We start from the raw sequence: 19,179 nt of genomic DNA on the forward strand, positions 1-19,179 counted from the left end.
CCGCCTCGCTCCTTACAGCACTTCGGGCGCCAGGGAAATGATCTTCATGAACTTCTCGGTACGAAGTTCACGGGTCACCGGTCCGAAGATACGGGTACCGATCGGCTGTTCGTTGGTGTTGTTCAACAGAACCGCCGCATTTCCATCGAAGCGGATCAGCGAACCGTCGGAACGACGGACACCGCTGCGGGTGCGAACCACTACCGCCTTGAGGACCTGGCCTTTCTTGACCTTGCCACGCGGAATGGCTTCCTTCACCGTGACCTTGATGATGTCACCGACACGCGCGTAGCGACGGTGTGAGCCGCCAAGCACCTTGATGCACTGCACCCGGCGCGCTCCGCTGTTGTCGGCGACATCCAGCATTGTCTGAGTCTGAATCATCGGTTTTCTCCAAACCTAATCTGACTGCTCTCGCCGAGCTCAGCCCTTGGCCTGCTCGATCACCTCGACCAGCGTCCAGGCCTTCTTCTTGGACAGCGGACGGCATTCCTGGATGGATACCGTGTCGCCGGCCTTGGCCTGGTTCGCCTCGTCATGGGCGTGCAGCTTGGTGGAGCGCTTGACGTACTTGCCGTAGATCGGGTGCCGCTCGCGGCGCTCGATCATGACGACGATGGACTTGTCCATCTTGTCGCTCACCACCTTGCCGGTGAGCGTACGGGCTTTCTTTTCTTCGGCCATCTCAGTCACCTGCCTTCTCGTTGAGCACAGTCTTCACCCGGGCGATGTCCCGACGAACCTGCTTGAGCAGATGAGTCTGGCTGAGCTGACCGGTGGCCTTCTGCATGCGCAGGTTGAACTGCTCGCGGAGGAGTTCGAAGAGCTGCTCCTGGAGCTGCTCGACTGACTTTTCACGAATTTCCTGGGCTTTCATCACATCACCGTCCGTTTCACAAAGGTGGTGGACACGGGCATCTTCTGCGCGGCCAGGGAGAAGGCCTCACGGGCCAGCTCTTCGGACACGCCTTCGATTTCATACAGGACCCGGCCCGGCTGGATCTGTGCGACCCAGTACTCGACGGAGCCCTTACCCTTACCCATACGGACTTCGAGTGGCTTCTTGGAAATCGGCTTGTCGGGGAACACGCGGATCCAGATCTTGCCGCCACGCTTGACGTGACGGGTGATCGCACGGCGGCCGGCTTCGATCTGACGCGCCGTGATGCGGCCGCGACCGGTAGCTTTCAGGCCGTATTCCCCGAAGCTGATCTTGCTTCCGCGATGCGCCAGGCCACGGTTGCGGCCTTTTTGCATCTTGCGGAATTTCATGCGCTTGGGCTGTAACATCGACTCGCTCTCCCCTTACCTGGAACCTTTCTTCTTGGAGGGCGCGGCCTGCGGCTGTTGCTTAGCCTTGGCGCGGACCTCTTCGATGCCCCGAGGATTTCACCCTTGAAGACCCACACCTTGACACCGATGATGCCGTAGGTGGTCTTGGCCTCGTAGGTGGCGTAGTCGATGTCCGCACGCAGAGTGTGCAGCGGCACGCGACCTTCCCGGTACCATTCGGTGCGGGCAATTTCCGCGCCGCCGAGGCGACCGGAGAGCTGCACCTTGATGCCGCCGGCGCCCAGGCGCATGGCGTTCTGTACCGCGCGCTTCATGGCGCGACGGAACATGACACGACGCTCGAGCTGGCCGGCGATGTTCTGCGCGACGAGCTTGGCATCGAGTTCCGGCTTGCGCACTTCCTCGATGTTGACGTGCACGGGCACGCCCATCATCGCGGTGACATCACGGCGCAGCTTGTCGACGTCCTCGCCCTTCTTGCCGATCACGATGCCCGGACGAGCAGTGTGAATGGTGATGCGGGCGTTGTTCGCCGGACGCTCGATAGTGATCTTGCTCACGGAGGCGTTCTTCAGACGCTCTTCGAGGAAGCGACGCACTTCGAGATCGTTGTTCAGCTTGTCGGCATAAGCACCGCGCTCGGCATACCACACCGAGGAGTGGTCCTTGACGATACCCAGCCGAATACCTGTCGGATTGACTTTCTGACCCATCTGGTCGACTCCTACTTCTCGGCTACCTTGACGGTGATGTGGCAGGTGCGCTTCAGGATGCGATCCGCACGGCCCTTGGCGCGCGGACGGATGCGCTTGAGCGTCATGCCCTCATCGACGCAGATGGTCGAGACACGCAGCTCGTCGATATCCATGCCGTTGTTTTCTTCCGCATTCGCGATGGCGGACTGCAGCACTTTCTTGACCAGCTTGGCAGCCTTCTTCGGTGAGAAGGTCAGCAGGTCGAGCGCCTCGGCGACAGGCTTACCGCGCACCTGGTCAGCCACCAAACGGGCCTTCTGGGCGGATAAACGAGCGCCACGCAGCTTAGCTGTGACTTCCATCTCTCAATCCTCTCTGGCTTACCGTTTGGCTTTCTTGTCCGCCGCATGACCGCGATAAGTGCGGGTGGCAGCGAATTCGCCCAGCTTGTGGCCAACCATTTCCTCGGAGACGTGCACCGGGACGTGTTGGCGACCGTTATGGACAGCAATGGTGAGCCCGACCATGTTCGGCAGGATCATGGAACGACGCGACCAGGTCTTGATCGGTTTGCGGTCGTTCTTCTCCACTGCAGCCTCAACCTTCTTCAGCAGATGAAGGTCAATAAAAGGACCTTTCTTCAGTGAACGTGGCACAGCCGTTACCCCTTAATGTCTGTTACTTGGCCTTGCGGCGGCGAACGATCAGCGCGTCAGTGCGCTTGTTCTTGCGGGTCTTGTGGCCCTTGGTGGGCACGCCCCACGGCGTCACCGGATGACGACCACCGCTGGTGCGGCCTTCACCACCACCATGCGGGTGATCCACCGGGTTCATGGCCACACCGCGAACGGTCGGACGCACGCCTCTCCAGCGCTTCGCACCGGCCTTGCCAAGTTGACGCAGGCTGTGCTCAGAGTTGCTCACTTCACCCAGGGTCGCGCGGCACTCGGCCAACACCTTGCGCATCTCGCCGGAGCGCAGACGCAGGGTGGCGTAGTTGCCTTCACGAGCGACCAACTGGGCACTGGTACCGGCACTGCGAGCCAGCTGCGCACCCTTGCCGGGCTTGAGCTCGATGCAGTGAACGGTGGAACCCAGCGGGATGTTGCGCAGCGGAAGGGTATTGCCCTTCTTGATCGCCGCATTCACGCCGGACTCGAGACGGTCGCCTGCGCTCACACCCTTGGGTGCGATGATGTAGCGACGCTCGCCGTCCAGGTACTTCAGCAGCGCAATGTGAGCGCTGCGGTTGGGATCGTACTCAAGACGCTCGACGACGGCAGGAACGCCATCCTTGGTGCGCTTGAAGTCGATCAGCCGGTAGTGCTGACGGTGGCCACCGCCCACGTGACGGGTGGTGATGCGACCGTTGTTGTTACGTCCGCCGCTGCGCGACTGCTTCTCGAGCAGCGGCGCATAGGGCTTGCCCTTGTGCAGCTCGTCGTTGACGACCTTGACGAGGTGGCGACGACCGGCGGATGTGGGTTTTGTCTTGACGATTGCCATGATCCGTACTCCTGCCCTTATTCGGCGCCAGTGAAGTCTTCGAGCGTTTCACCAGCAGCCAGGGTCACATAGGCCTTGCGGTAGCCCTGGCGGCGGCCCAGACCGTGCGCGGTGCGCTTGGTCTTGCCCTTCATGTTCAGCACCTGGACGCGGTCGACCTTCTTGCCAAACAGCACCTGCACGGCCTGCTTGATTTCCGGCTTGGTCGCGTCGCTGGCCACCTTGAACACATACTGGTTGCGCTCGGCGGCGAAAGCGGCCTTCTCGGTCACGTGCGGACCAAGCAGAACCTTGAATACGCGCTCCTGGTTCATGCCAGCTTCTCCTCGAATTTACGCAGAGCAGAGACGGTGACCAGCACCTTGTCGAAGGCGATCAGACTCACCGGATCGGCGGCAGCCACATCCACCACATCCACGTTGGGGATGTTACGAGCGGCCAGATAGAGCTTCTCGTCGACTTCTTCGGTGACGATCAGCGCTTTCTCCAGGCCCAGCTCACCCAGCTTGGCGACCAGCTGCTTGGTCTTGGGCGCATCGACGGTGAATTCGTCGATGGCGACCAGGCGCTCCTGACGCACCAGCTCGGACAGGATGGAACGCATTGCTGCGCGGTACATCTTGCGGTTGACTTTCTGCGAGTGGTCCTGCGGACGCGCCGCGAAGGTCACACCACCGCTACGCCACAGCGGCGAGCGGATGGTACCGGCGCGCGCACGGCCGGTGCCCTTCTGGCGCCACGGCTTCTTGCCACCACCGCGCACATCGGAACGAGTCTTCTGGGCGCGAGTACCCTGGCGACCACCAGCCAGATAGGCGGTGACGACCTGGTGAACCAGCGCCTCGTTGAATTCTTTGCCAAAGGTGGCGTCGGCGACTTCGACAGTACCCGCGCCTGCAGCAAGATTCAGATTCATCGGTTCTATCCCCTTCAGCCAGCTTTGACGGCGCTGCGAACGATGACGTCGCTGCCGGTAGCACCAGGCACGGCGCCCTTGATCAGCAGCAGGTTGCGCTCGGCATCGACCCGCACGACTTCGAGGCTCTGGACGGTGCAGCGGACATTGCCCATCTGACCGGCCATCTTCTTGCCCTTGAAGACGCGACCCGGGGTCTGACACATACCGATGGAACCCGGCGCACGATGCGACAGGGAGTTGCCGTGGGTGGCATCCTGGGTACGGAAATTCCAGCGCTTGACGGCGCCTTGGAAGCCCTTGCCCTTGGAGGTGCCGGTCACATCGACCTTCTGACCAGCTTCGAAGAGGGATACAGTGAGTTCGCCGCCCACTTCCGGAGCTTCCTCGCCTGCATTGAGGCGGAACTCCATCAGCGAACGACCGGCCTCGACACCTGCCTTGGCGTACTGACCTGCCTGCGCCTTGGTGAGATGCTTGGCCTTGCGGGAGCCGGCTGTAACCTGAACCGCCGCGTAGCCGTCGGATTCGACGGTCTTGACGCTGGTAATGCGATTCGGCTCAACCTCGATCACGGTCACGGGCACGGAAGCGCCATCTTCGGTAAAGACGCGGGTCATACCGGCCTTTCTACCGACCAAACCGATAGTCATTCTCAGTCTCCTTTAGTGTACGGGGCTATCACCCGCTATGGCTGCCCTTTCCAGAGCATTCCACTAGCACGTTGTATGACGCCATCACGGCGTGGCGGCTGCTGCTCCAACTCGTTTGAAAGAGCGCTGGGCCGCGGGTGTCTAGTGTGATTAGTCGAGCTTGATCTGCACGTCCACGCCAGCGGCGAGGTCGAGCTTCATCAGGGCATCGACGGTCTTTTCGGTCGGCTCGACGATATCGAGCACGCGCTTGTGAGTGCGAATCTCGTACTGGTCACGCGCATCCTTGTTGACATGCGGCGAAATCAGCACGGTGTAGCGCTCACGATTGGTCGGCAGCGGGATCGGACCGCGAACCTGAGCACCAGTACGCTTGGCGGTATCAACGATCTCCGCGGCAGACTGATCGATCAGGCGATGGTCGAATGCCTTCAACCGAATGCGAATCTTCTGGTTCTGCATTTGCCCTAAACTCCAATGGATGTGGACGGCCTCTGCCGCCTACCCACGCATACAAAGGATGCGCATTATATGCATGCCGAGGACGAGAGTCAAACACTCCGCCCAAGGTGCGCAGAAAGGGGGCTCCTTGCGGAGCCCCCTTCGATCGATCGGTGAGCCCAGGGCTTACTTGACGATCTTGGCCACAACGCCGGCGCCGACGGTACGGCCACCTTCGCGAATGGCGAAACGCAGACCTTCATCCATGGCGATCGGAGCGATCAGGGTGACGACCATCTTGACGTTGTCACCCGGCATGACCATCTCGACGCCTTCCGGCAGTTCACAGGTACCGGTCACGTCAGTGGTACGGAAGTAGAACTGCGGACGATAGCCCTTGAAGAACGGGGTGTGACGACCGCCTTCTTCCTTGGACAGCACGTAGACTTCGGCTTCGAAGACGGTGTGCGGGTTGATGCTGCCCGGCTTGGCCAGAACCTGACCACGCTCGACTTCATCACGCTTGGTACCACGCAGCAGGGCACCGACGTTCTCGCCAGCACGACCTTCGTCGAGCAGCTTGCGGAACATCTCGACACCGGTAACGGTGGTCTTGGTGGTGTCCTTGATACCGACGATCTCGACTTCCTCACCGGCCTTGATGATGCCGCGCTCGATACGACCGGTGACCACGGTGCCGCGACCGGAGATGGAGAACACGTCCTCGATCGGCATCAGGAACGGCTGATCGATAGCACGCTCCGGCTCGGGGATGTAGTCGTCCAGCGCCTTGATCAGATTGGCAACGGCGGTGGTACCCATGCCGTTCTCATCCTCGCCGTTCAGCGCCATCAGCGCAGAACCGACGATGATCGGAGTGTCGTCGCCCGGAAGTCATACTCATTGAGCAGTTCGCGAACTTCCATCTCGACCAGCTCGAGCAGCTCCTCGTCGTCGACCATGTCGGCCTTGTTCAGGAACACGACGATGTACGGAACGCCAACCTGACGCGACAGCAGGATGTGCTCGCGGGTCTGCGGCATGGGGCCGTCAGCAGCGGAACAGACCAGGATGGCGCCGTCCATCTGGGCCGCACCGGTGATCATGTTCTTGACGTAGTCGGCGTGTCCCGGGCAGTCGACGTGTGCGTAGTGACGCTGCTCGGACTGGTACTCGACGTGAGAGGTGGCGATGGTGATACCACGCTCACGCTCTTCCGGAGCGTTGTCGATGGAGTCGAACTGACGCCATTCACCGCCGAAGACCTCAGCAGAAACGCGAGTCAGGGCCGCAGTCAGAGTGGTCTTGCCGTGGTCGACGTGACCGATGGTGCCGACGTTGACGTGCGGTTTGGAACGTTCGAATTTTTCCTTAGCCACTTCGATAACCTCTTTACGTTTGCTAGCGGTTAGCCTTTCTGGTTGATGACGGCTTCAACGATGCTGGAGGGCGCCTCTTCGTACTTCGCGAACTCCATGACGTAGCTCGCACGACCCTGGGTCTGAGAACGCAGATCGGTCGCATAACCGAACATCTCGCCCAGAGGCACCATCGCGCGGATGATCTTGCCGGAGGAAGAGTCATCCATGCCCTGCACCAGACCGCGGCGACGGTTGAGGTCGCCCATGACGTCACCCATGAAATCCTCGGGGGTCACGACTTCGACCTTCATCACCGGTTCCAGCAGCACGGCCTTGGCCTTGCGCGCCCCTTCCTTGACAGCCATGGAAGAAGCAACCTTGAACGCGTTCTCGTTCGAGTCCACGTCATGGTAGGAGCCATCGTACAGCGTGACCTTCACGTCGATCATCGGGTAACCCGCGATGACGCCGTTCTGCAGCTGCTCATAGGCTCCCTTCTCGACGGCACCCACGTATTCCTTGGGTACCACACCGCCGACGATCTCGGAGGCGAACTTGAAGTGCATGTCTTCGTCGCCTTCCTTGTCCGCCTCGGTGAGCGGCTCGATGCGCAGCCAGACATGGCCGTACTGGCCACGACCGCCGGACTGGCGCACGAACTTGCCTTCCTGCTCGACCTTGCCGCGAATGGTTTCACGGTAGGCAACCTGCGGCTTGCCGATATTGGCCTCGACCTTGAACTCGCGACGCATGCGGTCGACGATGATGTCCAGGTGCAGCTCGCCCATACCGGAGATGATGGTCTGACCGGTTTCCTCGTCGGTCTTGACGCGGAATGACGGATCCTCCTGGGCCAGCTTGCCCAGCGCCACACCCATCTTCTCCTGGTCGGCCTTGGATTTCGGCTCCACGGCCACCGAGATGACCGGATCCGGGAACTCCATGCGCTCGAGAACGATCTTGTTCTCCAGATCACACAGCGTGTCACCGGTAGTGACGTCCTTCAAGCCGATACAGGCGGCGATGTCGCCGGCGTAGACCTGCTTGATCTCCTCGCGGGAGTTGGAGTGCATCTGCACGATACGACCGACGCGCTCCTTCTTCTGCTTCACGGAGTTGTAGACGCTGTCGCCGGAGTTGAGCACACCCGAGTAAACGCGGATGAAGGTCAGGGTACCGACGAAGGGGTCGGTGGCGATCTTGAAGGCCAGCGCGGCGAAAGGCGCGTTATCGTCCGCCTCACGCGTGGCGATGGTACCTTCCTTGTCGTCCAGCTCACCCTCGATGGCCTTGACCTCGACCGGAGACGGCATGTACTCGATCACGGCGTCGAGCACCGCCTGCACGCCCTTGTTCTTGAACGCCGAGCCGCAGGTGACCAGCACGATTTCGTTGTCCAGAGTGCGGCGACGCAGGCCGGCCTTGATCTCTTCCTTGGTGAGCTCGCCCTCTTCGAGGTACTTGTCCATCAGCTCTTCAGAAGCTTCGGCAGCGGCTTCGACCATCTGCTCGCGGAACTCTTCAGCCTTGGCCTGAAGCTCGGCCGGAATGTCGACCAACTCGTAGCTCATGCCCTGGTCGGCTTCGTTCCAGAGGATGGCCTTCATCTCGATCAGGTCGATGACGCCCTTGAAGTCCTCTTCGGTGCCCCAGTTGATCTGAATCGGCACGGCGTTGGCGCCCAGGCGCTCCTTGAGCTGCTCGACGACCATGAAGAAGTCGGCGCCGGTACGGTCCATCTTGTTGACGAACACCATGCGCGGGACTTCGTACTTGTTGGCCTGACGCCAGACGGTCTCGGTCTGCGGCTGCACGCCGGACGAGCCGCACAGCACCACGACAGCACCGTCGAGAACGCGCAACGAACGCTCCACCTCGATGGTGAAGTCGACGTGTCCCGGGGTGTCGATGATGTTGATGCGGTGCTCATCGAACTGCTGGTTCATGCCCTTCCAGAAGGTCGTGACAGCAGCTGAGGTAATGGTGATACCCCGCTCCTGCTCCTGCTCCATCCAGTCGGTGGTCGCCGCACCATCGTGTACTTCGCCAAGCTTGTGCGACAGACCGGTATAGAACAGCACACGCTCGGTAGTAGTGGTCTTGCCCGCGTCGACGTGGGCACAGATCCCGATATTGCGATAGCGGTTGAGAGGTGTCTTGCGTGCCACGGTGGAACTCCCCGTTGGTTGGCGATGCGTTGAGAGGCGCTGCGCTTAGAAACGGTAGTGCGAGAACGCCTTGTTGGCCTCGGCCATGCGATGCACGTCTTCACGCTTCTTGACCGCGGAGCCCTTGCCTTCGGCAGCATCGAGCATCTCGCCAGCAAGGCGCTGCACCATGGTCTTCTCACCGCGCTTGCGCGCCGCATCCACCAGCCAGCGCATGGCCAGTGCCTGGCGACGCGAGGGGCGAACCTCTACCGGCACCTGATAGGTCGCACCGCCGACGCGGCGGGACTTGACCTCGACCATCGGCTGGATGGCTTCCAGCGCGCGATCGAAGATGTCCAGCGGCTCTTCCTTGCTACGCTCGGCAACCGTGTCCAGCGCACCATAGACGATACGCTCAGCTGTGGACTTTTTGCCGCTGACCATCAGGTGGTTCATGAACTTGGCCAGGCGCTCACTTCCGAACTTGGGATCCGGCAGGATTTCGCGCTTGGCGACAACTCTTCTTCTAGGCATGACAAGCCCTCTATCGAAGGGTCTTTCAGGCAAACCCGGAACACTCGTACGCTCTTTTCGAACCCACGACGCCCGGCCTTACTCTTATCAGACCGAAATTAATCCTATTGACGCACCGAGTCCGATCAGGACTTCGGACGCTTGGTACCGTACTTGGAACGGCCCTGCTTACGGTTCTGTACGCCGGAGGTGTCGAGGGCGCCACGTACGGTGTGGTAACGCACACCCGGCAAGTCCTTGACACGGCCGCCGCGAATCAGCACGACAGAGTGTTCCTGGAGGTTGTGCCCCTCACCACCGATGTAGGACGAAACCTCGAAACCGTTGGTCAGGCGCACGCGGCAGACCTTACGCAGGGCCGAGTTCGGCTTCTTCGGGTGGTGGTGTAGACGCGGGTGCAAACGCCGCGCTTTTGCGGGCAGGCCTGCAGCGCCGGCACGTCGCTCTTGGCGACGGGGCGCTTGCGCGGCTTGCGCACGAGCTGATTGATCGTTGCCATATTGTGTAGCTGACTCCAATGGTTGCCTTGCCTTTCAGCGGGCGCGGGCGCACCCACCCCACTGTTAAAGGCTGCGCATTCTAAGGTCTAACGGGGTAGGGCGTCAAGCAATGGGTCACCCCAAGCCCGACGCCCCCTCCCGCTTACAGCTCGTCGTCGTCCGAGTCGAGAGCGGTGAGCTGGGCGCCCAGCTCCTGCTCGACATCGAAGGCCGACGGATGGAGCAGACGCTCGGTATCTTCCCGCTTGCGACGACGCTCCTGATGATGGGCCAGCCCCGTCCCTGCCGGGATCAGGCGACCAACCACCACGTTCTCTTTCAAACCGCGCAGATAATCACGCTTGCCGGTCACCGCCGCCTCGGTCAGGACCCGCGTGGTCTCCTGGAAGGAGGCCGCGGAAATGAACGACTCGGTGGCCAGGCTGGCCTTGGTGATACCCAGCAGCACACGCTGATACTTGGCCGGGAATTTCTCGGCCTGCTCCAGCAGTGCATTCTGCTCGAGAACCTTGACCAACTCGACCTGGTCGCCCGGGATGAACTCCGAGTCACCCGAGTCGGTGATCTCGACCTTGCGCAGCATCTGACGCACGATCACTTCGATGTGCTTGTCGTTGATGCCTACACCTTGCAGCCGGTAGACCTCCTGGATCTCGGCGGTGATGTACTTGGCCAGTTCCGCCACGCCCAGCAGTCGCAGGATGTCGTGGGGGTTGCTCGGACCGTCGGAGATCACCTCGCCCTTCTCCACCGTCTCGCCTTCGAACACGGCGATCTGGCGCCACTTCGGGATCAGCATCTCGAACGGGTCGCCACCGTCTTCCGGCGTGATCGTCAGGCGACGCTTGCCCTTGGTTTCCTTGCCGAAGCTGATCGTACCGCTGATCTCGGCGAGGATGGCCGGCTCCTTCGGCTTGCGCGCTTCGAACAGGTCGGCCACACGGGGCAGACCACCGGTGATGTCCTTGTTGCCGGACGCTTCCACCGGAATTCGCGCAACGATCTCACCGATACCGATCTGGGAACCGTTGTCGACCGAAACGATCGCCTTGCCCGGCAGCAGATACTGCACCGGAGTGTTGGAGCCTGCCACGCTGACCGGCTCGCCGCTCTCGTCGGTGAGCAGGATCATCGGACGGCTATCACGGCCGGCCTGCGGACGCGCCGCCGACTCGATCACCTCGATGGAAGAGAGGCCGGTCATCTCGTCTACGCTGCGGTGGATGGTGACGCCGTCGACCATGTCGACGTACTGCACCTTGCCCTCGACCTCAGCGATGATCGGGTGGGTGTGCGGATCCCACTTGGCCACCATCTGCCCGGCCTCGACCGCCTCACCATCCTTGATCGACAGCTCGGCACCGTAGGGCAGCTTGTAGTACTCACGCTCGCGGCCGTGCTCGTCGGCCACCGCCAGGGCGCTGGAGCGGGAGACCACCACCAGCTTGCCATCGGTGCGCTCGACGAACTTCATGTTGTGCAGACGCACCTTGCCGCCGTGCTTCACCTGCACGCTGTCCACCGCCGAGGCGCGCGATGCCGCACCGCCGATGTGGAAGGTACGCATGGTCAGCTGGGTACCCGGCTCACCGATCGACTGGGCAGCGATGACACCCACCGCTTCGCCGATGTTGACCTGATGCCCCCGCGCCAGATCGCGGCCGTAGCACGACGAGCAGACGCCATGGGTCGATTCACAGGTAATGGCACTGCGCACCACGATCTCGTCGACACCCATGGTATCCAGGCGCTCGCACCAAGCTTCGTCGAGCAGCGCACCCTTCTCGATCAACACCTCTTCGGTGCTGGGATCGATGACGTCCTGGGCCACCACGCGGCCCAGGACGCGCTGAGCCAGGGAGACGATGATGTCGCCGCCCTCGATGACCGGATGCAGGGTCAGCCCCTGCTCGGTGCCACAATCGGTCTCGGTGATGACCATGTCCTGGGCCACGTCGACCAGACGGCGAGTCAGATAACCAGAGTTGGCGGTCTTGAGTGCGGTATCCGCCAGACCCTTACGCGCACCGTGGGTCGAGATGAAGTACTGCAGTACGTTCAGACCTTCGCGGAAGTTGGCGACGATCGGCGTCTCGATGATCGAGCCGTCCGGCTTGGCCATCAGGCCGCGCATACCCGCCAGCTGACGGATCTGGGCCGCGCTACCGCGAGCGCCGGAGTCGGCCATGATGAACACGCTGTTGAACGAGTCCTGCTCCACCTCGTTGCCGTTGCGATCGATCACGGTCTCCTTGGAGATGCCCGCCATCATCGCCTTGGCCACCTTGTCATTGGCCTTGGACCAGATGTCGATGACCTTGTTGTACTTCTCGCCGGCGGTGACGAGACCGGAGGAGAACTGATCTTCGATCTCCTTGACCTCTGCCTCGGCAGCCTCGACGATCTCGCTCTTGGCTTCGGGGATGACGAAGTCGTTGACGCCGATGGAGGCGCCGGACCAGGTCGCCATGCGGAAACCGGTGTACATCAGTTGGTCGGCGAAAATCACCGTGGCCTTGAGACCGGCACGGCGATACACCTCGTTGAGCAGCTTGGAGATCGCCTTCTTCTTCATCGGCTGATCGACCAGCTCGAACGGCACCCCGTCAGGCAGGATGCGGAACAGCAGCGCACGACCTACGGTGGTGTCATAGAGGGTGCGCTCAGTGCTCTGCTCGCCGGTTTCCTCATCAATGAGGATCTCGGTCAGACGCACCTTGACCCGGGCATGCAGCGACACGCTCTGGGTACCGAAGGCTCGCTCCACCTCGTTGAGGTTGGAGAACACCATTCCCTCGCCCTTGGCGTTGATCTTCTCGCGGGTCATGTAATACAGACCCAGTACCACGTCCTGGGACGGTACGATGATCGGATCACCGTTGGCCGGCGACAGCACGTTATTGGTGGCCATCATCAGCGCCCGCGCCTCGAGTTGGGCTTCCAGCGTCAGCGGTACGTGCACTGCCATCTGGTCACCGTCGAAGTCGGCGTTGTAGGCGGCACACACCAGCGGGTGCAGCTGGATCGCCTTGCCTTCGATCAGCAGCGGCTCGAAGGCCTGGATGCCGAGACGGTGCAGGGTCGGGGCGCGGTTGAGCAGCACCGGGTGTTCGCGGATGACGTCGGCGAGGATGTCCCACACCTCGGGCAGCTCGCGCTCGACCATCTTCTTGGCGGCCTTGATGGTGGACGCCTGGCCGTTGGCCTGCAGCTTGGAATAGATGAACGGCTTGAACAGCTCGAGCGCCATCTTCTTGGGCAGGCCGCACTGGTGCAGACGCAGGGTCGGACCGACGGTGATGACCGAACGGCCGGAGTAGTCGACGCGCTTGCCCAGCAGGTTCTGACGGAAGCGGCCCTGCTTGCCCTTGATCATATCGGCCAAGGATTTGAGAGGACGCTTATTCGACCCCGTAATGGCGCGGCCGCGGCGGCCGTTGTCGAGCAGCGCATCGACCGCTTCCTGCAGCATGCGCTTCTCGTTGCGCACGATGATGTCCGGCGCATTGAGGTCGAGCAGCCGCTTGAGGCGGTTGTTACGGTTGATCACCCGACGGTATAGGTCGTTGAGGTCGGAGGTGGCGAAGCGACCGCCGTCCAGCGGCACCAGCGGACGCAGGTCCGGCGGCAGCACAGGCAGCACTTCCATGACCATCCACGCCGGGTCGTTGCCCGACTGCAGGAAGGCCTCCAGCAGCTTGAGCCGCTTGGAGAGCTTCTTGATCTTGGTCTCGGAGTTGGTCTGGGGAATCTCCTCGCGCAGGCGATCAACCTCCTCGGAGAGGTCGATGTCCTTGAGCAGCGCCTGGATCGCCTCGGCGCCCATGCGGGCGTCGAAGTCGTCACCGAACTCCTCGAGTGCCTCGAAGTACTGCTCGTCGTTGAGCAGCTGGCCGCGCTCGAGCGTGGTCATGCCCGGATCGATCACCACGAAGCTCTCGAAATAGAGCACCCGCTCGATGTCACGCAGGGTCATGTCGAGGAACATGCCGATACGCGACGGCAGTGACTTGAGGAACCAGATGTGGGCCACCGGGCTGGCCAGTTCGATATGGCCCATGCGCTCGCGGCGCACGGCGGCCTTGGTCACCTCGACGCCACACTTCTCGCAGATGATGCCGCGATGCTTCATGCGCTTGTACTTGCCGCACAGGCACTCGTAGTCCTTCACCGGACCGAAGATCTTGGCACAGAACAGCCCGTCCCGCTCCGGCTTGAAGGTGCGGTAGTTGATGGTCTCGGGCTTCTTGACCTCGCCGTAGGACCAGGAGCGAATCATGTCCGGAGAGGCGAGCGAAATCTTGATCGCGTCGAACTCTTCGGACTGTGACTGCGATTTGAGGACTTTCACCAAATCTTTCATGGAGTCGGCTCCTAGCTCTCTAACTCGATATCGATGCCCAGCGAACGGATTTCCTTCACCAGTACGTTGAAGGATTCCGGCATGCCGGCATGCATGGTGTGGTCGCCGTCGACAATGCTCTTGTACATCTTGGTGCGACCTTCCACGTCGTCGGACTTCACCGTGAGCATCTCCTGGAGCGTGTAGGCCGCGCCGTAGGCTTCCAGCGCCCACACCTCCATCTCGCCGAAACGCTGGCCGCCGAACTGCGCCTTGCCGCCCAGCGGCTGCTGGGTGACGAGCGAGTAGGAGCCAGTGGAACGAGCGTGCATCTTGTCGTCCACCAGGTGGTTGAGCTTCAGCATGTACATATAGCCCACCGTCACCGGGCGGTCGAAGGCGTCGCCGGTACGCCCGTCATATAGGGTCATCTGGCCGGAATCCGGCAGGTCGGCCAGGCGCAGCAGCTGCTTGATCTCGTGCTCCTGGGCACCATCGAATACCGGCGAGGCCATCGGCACGCCACCGCGCAGGTTCTTGGCCAGCGCGATCACCTCGTCGTCGGTGAGCGAGTCGATGTCCTCGACGCGTGTACCCGTGGTGGAGTTGTAGACCTGCCCCAGGAACTCGCGCATCTCGGCCATCTGCTGGCTGCGGGCATCACGCAGCAGGGTATCGATCTTCTGCCCCAGCCCATGCGCCGCCAGGCCCAGGTGGGTCTCGAGGATCTGACCGACGTTCATGCGCGATGGCACGCCCAGCGGGTTGAGGACGATGTCGACCGGCACCCCGTTGTCGTCGAAGGGCATGTCTTCCACCGGCATGATTGCCGAGATGACACCCTTGTTACCGTGACGACCGGCCATTTTGTCACCCGGCTGGATACGGCGCTTGACCGCCATGTAGACCTTGACGATCTTGAGCACGCCCGGCGCCAGGTCGTCGCCCTGGGTCAGCTTGCGCTTCTTGTCCTCGAAACGCTCTTCCATCTCCTTGCGACGGTTCTCGAGCTGCTCGTCGGCCTGGGCCAGCAGTTCGTTGAGCGACTCGTCCTGCAGGCGCAGCTTGAACCACTGCTGGCGCGGCAACTCTTCCAGGTAGCTGTCGGAGAGCACGTCGCCCTTCTTCAACTTGGGACCACCGTTGACCGGCTGGCCGGAGAGCGTGCGCTTGAGACGCTCGAAAGTGGCGTCCTCGGCGATACGGTAGGTCTCCTGGAGGTCCTTGCGCACCTCGTCGAGCTGCATCTGCTCGATGGCAAGCGCACGAGAATCCTTCTCCACGCCGTCGCGGGTGAACACCTGCACGTCGATGACCGTACCTTTCATGCCGGTCGGCGCACGCAGCGAGGTATCCTTCACGTCGGAGGCCTTCTCGCCGAAGATCGCCCGCAGCAGCTTCTCTTCCGGGGTCAGCTGGGTCTCGCCCTTGGGCGTGACCTTGCCCACCAGGATGTCGCCCGGACCGACTTCGGCACCGATGTAGACCACCCCGGCCTCATCCAGCTTGGAGAGCGCCGACTCCCCCACGTTGGGGATATCCGAGGTGATTTCCTCCGGCCCCAGCTTGGTGTCGCGGGAGACACAGGTCAGCTCCTGGATGTGGATGGTGGTGAAGCGATCTTCTTGCACCACGCGCTCCGAGAGCAGGATCGAGTCCTCGAAGTTGTAGCCGTTCCAGGGCATGAAGGCGATGCGCATGTTCTGGCCCAGTGCCAGGTCGCCCATGTCGACGGAGGGACCGTCGGCCAGGATGTCGCCGCGCTCGACCACGTCGCCAGGACGCACGATGGGGCGCTGGTTCATACAGGTGTTCTGGTTGGAGCGCACGTACTTGGTGAGGTTGTAGATGTCGACGCCAGCCTCGCCGCCGATGATCTCGTCCTCGTTGATACGTACCACGATGCGCTTGGCATCGACCGAGTCGATCACGCCACCACGACGCGCCACGGCGCAGACGCCGGAGTCACGCGCTACGAAACGCTCCATGCCGGTGCCGACCAGCGGCTTCTCGGCGCGCAGAGTGGGCACCGCCTGACGCTGCATGTTCGAGCCCATCAGGGCGCGGTTGGCGTCGTCGTGCTCGAGGAACGGGATCAGCGCGGCCGCCACCGACACCACCTGGCGCGGAGACACGTCCATCAGGGTGACCTGCTCGGGACGCATGAAGGTGGTCTCGCCCTTGTGGCGAACCTGCACCAGGTCGTCGACCAGCTTGCCAGATTCGTCCACGCTGGCCGAGGCCTGTGCGATGACGTAGTCACCCTCCTCGATGGCCGAGAGGTGTACCACCTCGTCGGTGACCTGGCGATCCACCACCTTGCGATACGGGGTCTCGAGGAAGCCGTAGCTGTTGGTGTGGCTGTAGGTGGCCAGCGAGTTGATCAGGCCGATGTTCGGGCCTTCCGGGGTCTCGATCGGACACAGGCGGCCATAGTGCGTGGCGTGAACGTCACGCACCTCGAAGCCGGCCCGCTCGCGGGTCAGGCCGCCCGGCCCAAGCGCGGAGACGCGGCGCTTGTGAGTGACCTCGGAAAGCGGATTGTTCTGGTCCATGAACTGGGAGAGCTGGCTGGAGCCGAAGAACTCCTTGACCGCCGCCGCCACCGGCTTGGCGTTGATCAGGTCCTGCGGCATCAGGCCTTCGCTCTCGGCCATGGAGAGACGTTCCTTGACCGCACGCTCGACACGCACCAGGCCGACGCGGAACTGGTTCTCAGCCATCTCGCCGACACAGCGGATACGACGGTTGCCCAGGTGATCGATATCGTCGACTTCGCCGAAGCCGTTGCGGATATAGATCAGTTCCTTGAGTACGTCGAGGATGTCGCGGTTGTCGAGCACGCCGGAACCAGTGTCGGCTTCGCGGCGCAGGCGGCGGTTGAACTTCATGCGACCGACGCCGGAGAGGTCGTAGCGGTCCTCGGTGAAGAACAGGTTGTGGAACAGCGTCTCGGCGGCCTCCTTGGTGGGCGGCTCGCCGGGGCGCATCATGCGGTAGATCTCGACCAGCGCTTCGAGCTGCGAGCTGGTGGTATCCAGGCGCAGGGTCTCGGAGATGAACGGACCGCAGTCGAGGTCGTTGGTGTAGAGGGTCTCGAGCTTGGTGATACCGGCCTGACCCAGCTTCTCGAGCAGCTCCGGCGTGACGACGGTATTGCAGGAGCAGATCAGCTCACCGGTATTCGGATCGACCTGATCCTTGGCCAGCGTCTTGCCGAACAGATAGTCCATCGGCACCTCGAGACGCTCGAGGCCGGCCTTCTCCAACTGGCGGATATGTTTCTGGGTGATGCGCCGCCCTTCCTCGACGATCAGGTTGCCATCGGCATCCTTGATGTCGAAGGTGGCGGTCTCGCCGCGCAGGCGCGACGGCACCAGATCCACGGAGAAGCCGCTCTTCTCGATGTGGAAAGTGCTGGTATCGAAGAACTCGTCGAGGATCTCCTCGGCACTCATGCCCAACGCACGCAGCAGCACCGTGGCCGGCAGCTTGCGGCGACGGTCGATACGCACGAAGACGTTGTCCTTGGGATCGAACTCGAAGTCGAGCCAGGAACCGCGGTAGGGGATCACCCGGGCGGAATAGAGCAGTTTGCCGGAAGAGTGGCTCTTGCCCTTGTCATGATCGAAGAACACGCCCGGTGAGCGGTGCAGCTGGGAAACGATGACCCGTTCGGTGCCGTTGACCACGAAGGTACCGTTTTCGGTCATCAGGGGGATCTCCCCCATGTAGACTTCCTGCTCCTTGATGTCCTTGATGGCCTTGTTCGAGGAGTCGCGATCGTAGATGATCAAGCGAACCTTGACCCGCAAGGGAGCGGAGTAGGTGACGCCACGCAGTTGGCACTCCTTGACGTCGAACGCCGGGGTGCCGAAACGGTAGCTGACGTACTCGAGCGCGGCATTTCCGGAGAAGCTCTCGATCGGGAACACGGACTTGAACGCCGCATGCAGCCCCACCTCGAGACGCTCATCGGCCGAGCGGTCCTGCTGGAGGAAGTCGTAGTAGGAATCAAGCTGGATCGCCAGCAGGTAGGGCACATCCATCACTTGGGGCAGTTTGCCGAAATCCTTGCGGATGCGTTTTTTCTCAGTGTATGAGTAAGCCATCTGTATTCCCCAGCTTGTTCACCATGGGTGACCGATGCGTGGTCGGCGCCGCCCGACGGGACCGCCCCCGTCAGGCGCTGACGGCAAGCTCCACAAGGGGTAGCTCGCCGTCGGGATTCTTCTAGCGACGCTGCGTCAGCAAGGCGCTAGTGCAACAGAAAAAGGCCGGCAGCGGGAAGGCCCGCCACCAGCCGTGGAAGCTTACGCAGCGCGTGAAGCCATGGAAACCAAGGGGTTACTTGAGTTCCACGGTGGCGCCGGCTTCTTCCAGCTTCTTCTTGGCCTCTTCGGCCTCGTCCTTGGACATAGCTTCCTTGATGGTCGCCGGAGCGCCGTCGACGGCAGCCTTGGCTTCCTTCAGGCCCAGGCCGGTGATCTCGCGCACGGCCTTGATCACGTTGACCTTCTTGTCGCCAGCGCTGGCCAGCACCAGGTCGAACTCGGTCTGCTCTTCGGCAGCGCCGGCGTCACCGCCAGCAGCCGGGCCTGCCACGACGGCAGCAGCGGCAGAAACGCCGAACTTCTCTTCCATCGCCTCGATCAGCTCGACGACTTCCATCACGGACATGTCGGCGACGGCGTTGATGATGTCTTCTTTGGTCAGTGCCATTTTGATGATTCCTAAACTTTGCGGAGCCTCGGCGCACCGAGCGCTCTATTCAGTGTTCGACTCAGA

16 protein-coding genes and 3 pseudogenes are annotated in these 19,179 nt (G+C 62.0%); all 19 read right to left on the reverse strand.

Annotation, left to right across the window (positions count from 1 at the left end; all coding sequences use genetic code 11):
- Nucleotides 1-12: 12 nt before the first annotated feature.
- The 19 genes and pseudogenes from rplN to rplL all read right to left on the reverse strand — a co-directional run bounded on the left by rplN (nucleotide 13) and on the right by rplL (nucleotide 19,113).
- Complete coding sequence (rplN, locus tag EKK97_RS20560; protein WP_010626476.1) at nucleotides 13-384, reverse strand: 50S ribosomal protein L14; 372 nt, start codon at nucleotides 382-384, stop codon at nucleotides 13-15.
- Between the two features lie 39 nt (nucleotides 385-423).
- The gene (rpsQ, locus tag EKK97_RS20565; protein ID WP_159555891.1) at nucleotides 424-684 is read right to left on the reverse strand and encodes a 30S ribosomal protein S17; all 261 of its coding nucleotides are present in this window, start codon (nucleotides 682-684) and stop codon (nucleotides 424-426) included.
- Between the two features lies 1 nt (nucleotide 685).
- A complete protein-coding gene (gene rpmC / locus EKK97_RS20570; protein WP_010626474.1) occupies nucleotides 686-877 on the reverse strand; it encodes a 50S ribosomal protein L29 in 192 nt (63 codons plus the stop codon).
- Nucleotides 877-1,290 (reverse strand): 50S ribosomal protein L16, encoded by a 414-nt coding sequence (gene rplP / locus EKK97_RS20575; protein ID WP_111413341.1) that lies wholly within the window; start codon nucleotides 1,288-1,290, stop codon nucleotides 877-879. The genes rpmC and rplP overlap by 1 nt, the downstream gene beginning before the upstream one ends.
- 15 nt (nucleotides 1,291-1,305) lie before the next feature.
- Nucleotides 1,306-2,006: pseudogene (gene rpsC, locus EKK97_RS20580) on the reverse strand (30S ribosomal protein S3).
- Nucleotides 2,007-2,017: 11 nt separating this feature from the next.
- Entirely contained in the window at nucleotides 2,018-2,350 is a 333-nt protein-coding gene (gene rplV, locus EKK97_RS20585) for a 50S ribosomal protein L22 (RefSeq protein ID WP_097790618.1), read from the reverse strand.
- Between the two features lie 18 nt (nucleotides 2,351-2,368).
- Nucleotides 2,369-2,644 carry a 30S ribosomal protein S19 gene (rpsS, locus tag EKK97_RS20590; protein ID WP_009098993.1) on the reverse strand — a complete coding sequence of 92 codons (276 nt, stop codon included), beginning with the start codon at nucleotides 2,642-2,644 and terminating at the stop codon, nucleotides 2,369-2,371.
- Nucleotides 2,645-2,666: 22 nt separating this feature from the next.
- On the reverse strand, nucleotides 2,667-3,494 hold the full coding sequence (gene rplB / locus EKK97_RS20595; RefSeq protein ID WP_159554809.1) for a 50S ribosomal protein L2: 828 nt from the start codon (nucleotides 3,492-3,494) through the stop codon (nucleotides 2,667-2,669).
- A 17-nt stretch (nucleotides 3,495-3,511) separates the two neighbouring features.
- Complete coding sequence (rplW, locus tag EKK97_RS20600; RefSeq protein WP_111413338.1) at nucleotides 3,512-3,808, reverse strand: 50S ribosomal protein L23; 297 nt, start codon at nucleotides 3,806-3,808, stop codon at nucleotides 3,512-3,514.
- On the reverse strand, nucleotides 3,805-4,410 hold the full coding sequence (gene rplD / locus EKK97_RS20605) for a 50S ribosomal protein L4 (protein ID WP_159554811.1): 606 nt from the start codon (nucleotides 4,408-4,410) through the stop codon (nucleotides 3,805-3,807). The genes rplW and rplD overlap by 4 nt, the downstream gene beginning before the upstream one ends.
- Before the next feature lie 14 nt (nucleotides 4,411-4,424).
- Entirely contained in the window at nucleotides 4,425-5,063 is a 639-nt protein-coding gene (gene rplC, locus EKK97_RS20610; protein WP_159554813.1) for a 50S ribosomal protein L3, read from the reverse strand.
- 150 nt (nucleotides 5,064-5,213) lie between these two features.
- Nucleotides 5,214-5,525, reverse strand: coding sequence for a 30S ribosomal protein S10 (rpsJ, locus tag EKK97_RS20615; RefSeq protein ID WP_010626466.1), 312 nt, complete (start codon nucleotides 5,523-5,525; stop codon nucleotides 5,214-5,216).
- A gap of 165 nt (nucleotides 5,526-5,690) precedes the next feature.
- A pseudogene (gene tuf, locus EKK97_RS20620) lies at nucleotides 5,691-6,883 on the reverse strand (elongation factor Tu).
- A gap of 29 nt (nucleotides 6,884-6,912) precedes the next feature.
- Complete coding sequence (fusA, locus tag EKK97_RS20625) at nucleotides 6,913-9,033, reverse strand: elongation factor G (protein ID WP_159554815.1); 2,121 nt, start codon at nucleotides 9,031-9,033, stop codon at nucleotides 6,913-6,915.
- 45 nt (nucleotides 9,034-9,078) lie between these two features.
- Nucleotides 9,079-9,549: a 30S ribosomal protein S7 gene (gene rpsG, locus EKK97_RS20630; protein ID WP_159554817.1), complete on the reverse strand. Its 471-nt coding sequence runs from the start codon at nucleotides 9,547-9,549 to the stop codon at nucleotides 9,079-9,081.
- Between the two features lie 125 nt (nucleotides 9,550-9,674).
- Nucleotides 9,675-10,048 (reverse strand): annotated as a pseudogene (rpsL, locus tag EKK97_RS20635) (30S ribosomal protein S12).
- Nucleotides 10,049-10,191: 143 nt separating this feature from the next.
- Complete coding sequence (gene rpoC, locus EKK97_RS20640) at nucleotides 10,192-14,412, reverse strand: DNA-directed RNA polymerase subunit beta' (protein ID WP_159554819.1); 4,221 nt, start codon at nucleotides 14,410-14,412, stop codon at nucleotides 10,192-10,194.
- Nucleotides 14,413-14,423: 11 nt separating this feature from the next.
- Nucleotides 14,424-18,503 (reverse strand): DNA-directed RNA polymerase subunit beta, encoded by a 4,080-nt coding sequence (rpoB, locus tag EKK97_RS20645; protein WP_159554821.1) that lies wholly within the window; start codon nucleotides 18,501-18,503, stop codon nucleotides 14,424-14,426.
- 235 nt (nucleotides 18,504-18,738) lie between these two features.
- Nucleotides 18,739-19,113, reverse strand: coding sequence for a 50S ribosomal protein L7/L12 (gene rplL / locus EKK97_RS20650; protein ID WP_159554823.1), 375 nt, complete (start codon nucleotides 19,111-19,113; stop codon nucleotides 18,739-18,741).
- Between the last annotated feature and the right edge of the window lie 66 nt (nucleotides 19,114-19,179).

This window comes from Billgrantia tianxiuensis (assembly GCF_009834345.1).
GTDB lineage: Bacteria > Pseudomonadota > Gammaproteobacteria > Pseudomonadales > Halomonadaceae > Halomonas > Halomonas tianxiuensis.

Coding starts and splice junctions, on each gene's coding strand:
- rplN (WP_010626476.1), bottom strand. CDS start 384: ATGATTCAGACTCAGACAATGCTGGATGTCGCCGACAACAGCGGAGCG.
- rpsQ (WP_159555891.1), bottom strand. CDS start 684: ATGGCCGAAGAAAAGAAAGCCCGTACGCTCACCGGCAAGGTGGTGAGC.
- rpmC (WP_010626474.1), bottom strand. CDS start 877: ATGAAAGCCCAGGAAATTCGTGAAAAGTCAGTCGAGCAGCTCCAGGAG.
- rplP (WP_111413341.1), bottom strand. CDS start 1,290: ATGTTACAGCCCAAGCGCATGAAATTCCGCAAGATGCAAAAAGGCCGC.
- rplV (WP_097790618.1), bottom strand. CDS start 2,350: ATGGAAGTCACAGCTAAGCTGCGTGGCGCTCGTTTATCCGCCCAGAAG.
- rplB (WP_159554809.1), bottom strand. CDS start 3,494: ATGGCAATCGTCAAGACAAAACCCACATCCGCCGGTCGTCGCCACCTC.
- rplW (WP_111413338.1), bottom strand. CDS start 3,808: ATGAACCAGGAGCGCGTATTCAAGGTTCTGCTTGGTCCGCACGTGACC.
- rplD (WP_159554811.1), bottom strand. CDS start 4,410: ATGAATCTGAATCTTGCTGCAGGCGCGGGTACTGTCGAAGTCGCCGAC.
- rplC (WP_159554813.1), bottom strand. CDS start 5,063: ATGACTATCGGTTTGGTCGGTAGAAAGGCCGGTATGACCCGCGTCTTT.
- rpsJ (WP_010626466.1), bottom strand. CDS start 5,525: ATGCAGAACCAGAAGATTCGCATTCGGTTGAAGGCATTCGACCATCGC.
- rpsG (WP_159554817.1), bottom strand. CDS start 9,549: ATGCCTAGAAGAAGAGTTGTCGCCAAGCGCGAAATCCTGCCGGATCCC.
- rpoC (WP_159554819.1), bottom strand. CDS start 14,412: ATGAAAGATTTGGTGAAAGTCCTCAAATCGCAGTCACAGTCCGAAGAG.
- rpoB (WP_159554821.1), bottom strand. CDS start 18,503: ATGGCTTACTCATACACTGAGAAAAAACGCATCCGCAAGGATTTCGGC.
- rplL (WP_159554823.1), bottom strand. CDS start 19,113: ATGGCACTGACCAAAGAAGACATCATCAACGCCGTCGCCGACATGTCC.